This window comes from Pseudonocardia sp., assembly GCF_025965585.1.
In the GTDB taxonomy this organism is placed as follows: domain Bacteria; phylum Actinomycetota; class Actinomycetes; order Mycobacteriales; family Pseudonocardiaceae; genus Pseudonocardia.
In genome coordinates, this window is record NZ_JAOPWR010000411.1 from 1 (window position 1) to 3936 (window position 3936).

The following is a 3936-nucleotide window of genomic DNA, read 5'->3' on the forward strand; positions in this document are numbered from 1 at the left end:
GCCGGGCGTGGCCGGCGCGCAGGGCGGGCCGCAGCACGCGCGAGACGCCCTCGAGCAGCACGACCAGCGCACCGAGGACCGCGGTCGCCCGGCCGAGGTCGTGGGGGTCCATCGCCGTGACGCCGACGCCGGCGCCCGCGGCGACGAGCAGCAGGCTCACCGCGTTGGCGCAGATCGTGTTGCGGCGGGCGCGGCACCGGTAGCGGCGGCGCAGCAGGTCGATCCGGCGGCGGTACGCGGAGGTGCGGCGGGCGGCGTCCTGGTCGGCGGTGCGCTCGGCGGTGGCGGTGGTGCGCTCGGCGGTGGCGGTGGTGCTCATCGGAACCTCCCGTACGTGCGGGCCCGGGGCCCATCGGCGATGTCGTCGAGAGTGCGCCGCGGGGGCCGTTCTCCGGGATCCCCGCCGGGGTCAGGTGAGGGGCGGGGGAGGGGAAGGGTTCCGTCACCCTCCGGTCAGGTCCCCGTTCACGTACACCCAGCGCCCTCCGGCCCGCTCGAACCGGCTGTTCTCGTGCAACACCCCGCCGTCCTGGTCCGGGCCGTCGTGGTGCGCCCGGAATTCCACGGTGCCCTCGTCGTCGTCCGGGCCGCCCGCCGTGGTCGCCAGGACCTCCAGCCGTGTCCAGCGGGTGCGCGGGTCGAGCCCGATCCGGCGCGGCCGGGTGGACGCGTGCCAGGTCCGGCGCAGGTAGGCCTCGTCGCCGACGGCGAACGCCGCGTACCGGGAGCGCATCAGCAGCTCGGCCGTCGGGGCGGCGTCGCCGTGGTGGAACCGGCCGCAGCACGCTTCGTAGGGCGCGGGGAGGCCACACGGACAGGGTGAACGGGACATCCGAATATTGTCACCGGGCCTAGAGTGCCGCCATGGCCCGGTACTTCGACGTGCACCCGGTGGATCCCCAGCGACGCTCGATCTCGCAGGTCGTCGACCTCGTCCGTGGTGGGGGACTGATCGCCTATCCGACCGACTCCTGTTTCGCGCTGGGCTGCGGCCTGGGCAACCGCGAGGGGCTCGCACGCATCCGCGAGATCCGCCACCTCGACGACCGCCACCATTTCACGCTGGTGTGCAGCGACTTCGCCCAGCTCGGCCAGTTCGTCAAGGTCGACAACGCGGTTTTCCGGCTGATCAAGGCCTCGACGCCGGGCAGCTACACGTTCATCCTGCCCGCCACCAAGGAGGTGCCGCGCCAGCTGCTGCACCCCAAGAAGAAGACCGTCGGCGTGCGCATCCCGGACCACGTGGTCGCCCAGGCGCTGCTCACGGAGCTGGGCGAGCCGATGCTGTCGAGCACCCTGCTGCTGCCCGCCCACGACGAGCCGCTGACGCAGGGCTGGGAGATCAAGGAGGAGCTCGACAACGCCGTCGACGCGGTGATCGACTCGGGCGACTGCGGCACGGAGCCCACTACGGTCATCGACCTGTCGGGTGACACGCCGGAGATCGTCCGCCGCGGGGCCGGCGACCCGTCACGCTTCGAGTAGCGGGCCCACGGTCTCGTCCTCGCCGGTGAGCAGTGCCAGCGCCGCGTCGAGGTCGGCAAGGGCGGGGCGCCCCCCGGGCTCCATGGAAAGGCACCCGTCGATGACCTCCGCGACCTCCCGGGGGAGCCTGCGGCGGGCCCGGAGCCGGGGCGCTTCGTGGGTGAGCTGCAGGTAGTGGTCGGTGAGCTCGGCGGTGGCCGTCCGGTGCTGCGGGTCGGACCGTCCGGGGCGGAGGAAGGGCTGGTGCCCGGTCGCCGCGTAGTAGAGGACCAGTCCGAGGCCCCACACGTCGGCGGCGGGCCCGAAGTACCCGCCGAGGACCTGTTCGGGGGCCATGTAGGCCGGGGTCCCCGGGCCGCGGGGGTAGATGCCGGGCGGGCGCGCCAGGCCGAGGTCGATCAGCTGGGCGCGTCCCTCGGAGGAGACGATGTTGCCGGGCTTGATGTCGAGGTGCACATGGCCGTGTGCGTGCAGGTAGCGGACCGCGGAGCACAGGTGGCGGCCGAGATGCCCCAGCGCCTCCGCCGGCAGCCGCTGCTCGAGCTCCTCGAGGACATAGCCGAGGGTGACCCCGCTCAGCGTCTCCAGCACCAGCACCGGCTGGTCCGGGAGCCGCGGCCGCAGCAGCTCGTAGGCGCGGACGATGTGCGGATGGGTCAGGCCGAGCGCGAGCCGGCCCTCGTGGACCAGGTACCGGCGGGCACGGCCGGGGTGGGGGCAGTCCGGTCGTACGGTCTTCGCCACACAGCGCGCGAAGCGTTCGTCGCTCCAGACGTCGTAGATGTCGAAGGCGTTGCCGCGGATGAGGAGCTCGATCACCTGGTAGCCGGGCGCGATCTCCGCACCCGCCGGCAGCGGCGGTGGACCGGGAACGCGGCCCTCGTCGCCGTGCCCGGTGCGGCTCGGGGTGATCGGGCCGGTGGTCGGCCCCTCATCGGGGGCGGGCGTGGCGAGGCGGGGCGCGGGGGCGGCGATGGCGGTCGCGATGATCATGATGGTGTCCTGAGCCGGTCGTCCGGGGCGGGTACGGGGTCGGGTGGGGCTGTGGGCTGCGGCTCCGGGCGTCGGGGCACCGGGCTGGGGCGCCGGTCGCCGCCCTGCAGCAGGACGGGGCGCGGAGACGCGGGAACGTCGTCCCCGCCCTGGTGGAGCCGGTACAGGTGGGCGTATCCGGGGTGGGTGGCGAGCAGCTCGTGGTGCGTGCCGGCTCCGGTGACCCGGCCGCCGTCGAGGAACAGGATCTGGTCCGCGTTGGTGGCGGTCAGCAGGTTGTGGGAGATCAGGACGGTGGTGCGCCCGCTCATCAGCCGTTGCAGCGGCGCGAGGACCCGCTCGGCGGACTCGGCGTCCAGACCCGTGGTGGGCTCGTCGAGCAGCAACACCGGAGCGTCCCGGATCATCGCCCGGGCGATCGCCACCCGCTGGCGCTGACCGCCCGACAGCAGACGGCCGCGCTGTCCGACCCGCGTGGCGTAGCCGTCGGGCAGGGCCGTGATGAACTCGTGGGCGTCCGCGGCCGTCGCCGCCGCGACGATCTCCGCCTGGTCGGCTCCCGGCTTGCCCCAGGCGATGTTCTCCGCCACGGTGGCGTCGAACACGAGCGTCTCCTGCAGCACCGCGGCCATGGTGTTGCGCAGGTCGGTCAGCGCGAGCTCGCGCAGGTCGATGCCGTCGAGGCGGATCGCGCCGGAGTCGGGGTCGTACAGCCGCAGCAGCAGCTTGGCCAGCGTCGACTTGCCCGCTCCGCTCGCCCCGACCAGCGCGAGCTTCTGACCCCGGCCGACCGTGAAGTCGACCCCGGACAGGCTCGGCCGTGGGGCGCCGGGATAGGTGAGGCTCACGTCGTGGACGTCCAGGATCCCCGCGGCGCGGCCGATCCGGCGGGGCCGCGCCGGGTCGGTCACCAGCGGGGTCAGGTCCTGCAGCTCCATGATCCGCTCGGCGCTGGCGGAGGCCGCGTAGACGGAGTTCGACAGCCGCCCGATCCCGCGGATCGGGCTGTAGAGCTCTGTCAGGTAGACGACGAACACGAGCAGGCCGCCCAGCGTGATCCGGTGCTGGGCCAGCTCCCACATCCCCAGCCCCAGCACGAGCAGCACCCCGAGCGCCTCCAGCAGCGCGATCAGAGGGCTGAACACGGCGCGCAGGCGGGTGCTGACCATCTGGGCGGAGAAGCAGCCCACGCCCTCCTCATGGAAGCGCGCGGTCTCCGCGGCCTGCTGGTCGTAGGCCTGCACGAGCGCGGCGTTGCCGAAGCTCTCCTCCGCCACGGTCGTGATCGCGCCCATCCGGCGGCGGCGTTCTCGGGAGGCCGCCTTGATCGGGCCCCCGAACGAGCGCGTGACGACCAGGAACAGCGGCGCGGCGATCATCGCGACGAGCCCGAGCTGCCAGTTCAGGTAGAACACCGCGCCCGCGTACAGCAGGATCGTGAACATGCACGACAGCGAC

5 protein-coding genes are annotated in these 3936 nt (G+C 73.3%); 1 reads left to right on the forward strand and 4 read right to left on the reverse strand.

Features of this window, described 5'->3' with window-relative positions; translation table 11 throughout:
• The coding region (locus JWR81_RS25520) for a hypothetical protein (RefSeq protein ID WP_297658362.1) at window positions 1-319 on the reverse strand (319 nt) is incomplete at its 3' end.
• 123 nt (window positions 320-442) lie between these two features.
• Window positions 443-832 (reverse strand): YchJ family metal-binding protein, encoded by a 390-nt coding sequence (locus JWR81_RS25525; protein ID WP_297658364.1) that lies wholly within the window; start codon window positions 830-832, stop codon window positions 443-445.
• A 32-nt stretch (window positions 833-864) separates the two neighbouring features.
• Here JWR81_RS25525 and JWR81_RS25530 point away from each other — a divergent pair, with 32 nt between their 5' ends.
• On the forward strand, window positions 865-1485 hold the full coding sequence (locus JWR81_RS25530; RefSeq protein WP_297658368.1) for an L-threonylcarbamoyladenylate synthase: 621 nt from the start codon (window positions 865-867) through the stop codon (window positions 1483-1485).
• Here the strand turns inward: JWR81_RS25530 and JWR81_RS25535 are convergent.
• The gene (locus JWR81_RS25535; RefSeq protein ID WP_297658370.1) at window positions 1471-2478 is read right to left on the reverse strand and encodes a serine/threonine-protein kinase; all 1008 of its coding nucleotides are present in this window, start codon (window positions 2476-2478) and stop codon (window positions 1471-1473) included. The two genes, JWR81_RS25530 and JWR81_RS25535, sit on opposite strands and share 15 nt — an antisense overlap.
• Window positions 2475-3936, reverse strand: a 1462-nt coding sequence (locus JWR81_RS25540; RefSeq protein ID WP_297658372.1) for an ABC transporter ATP-binding protein, incomplete at its 5' end; no start/stop codon positions are given. The genes JWR81_RS25535 and JWR81_RS25540, both read right to left, overlap by 4 nt.

Bases quoted from the DNA above. Each gene is read 5' to 3' on its own strand.
- JWR81_RS25525 (WP_297658364.1), bottom strand. From the start codon at position 832: ATGTCCCGTTCACCCTGTCCGTGTGGCCTCCCCGCGCCCTACGAAGCG.
- JWR81_RS25530 (WP_297658368.1), top strand. From the start codon at position 865: ATGGCCCGGTACTTCGACGTGCACCCGGTGGATCCCCAGCGACGCTCG.
- JWR81_RS25535 (WP_297658370.1), bottom strand. From the start codon at position 2,478: ATGATCATCGCGACCGCCATCGCCGCCCCCGCGCCCCGCCTCGCCACG.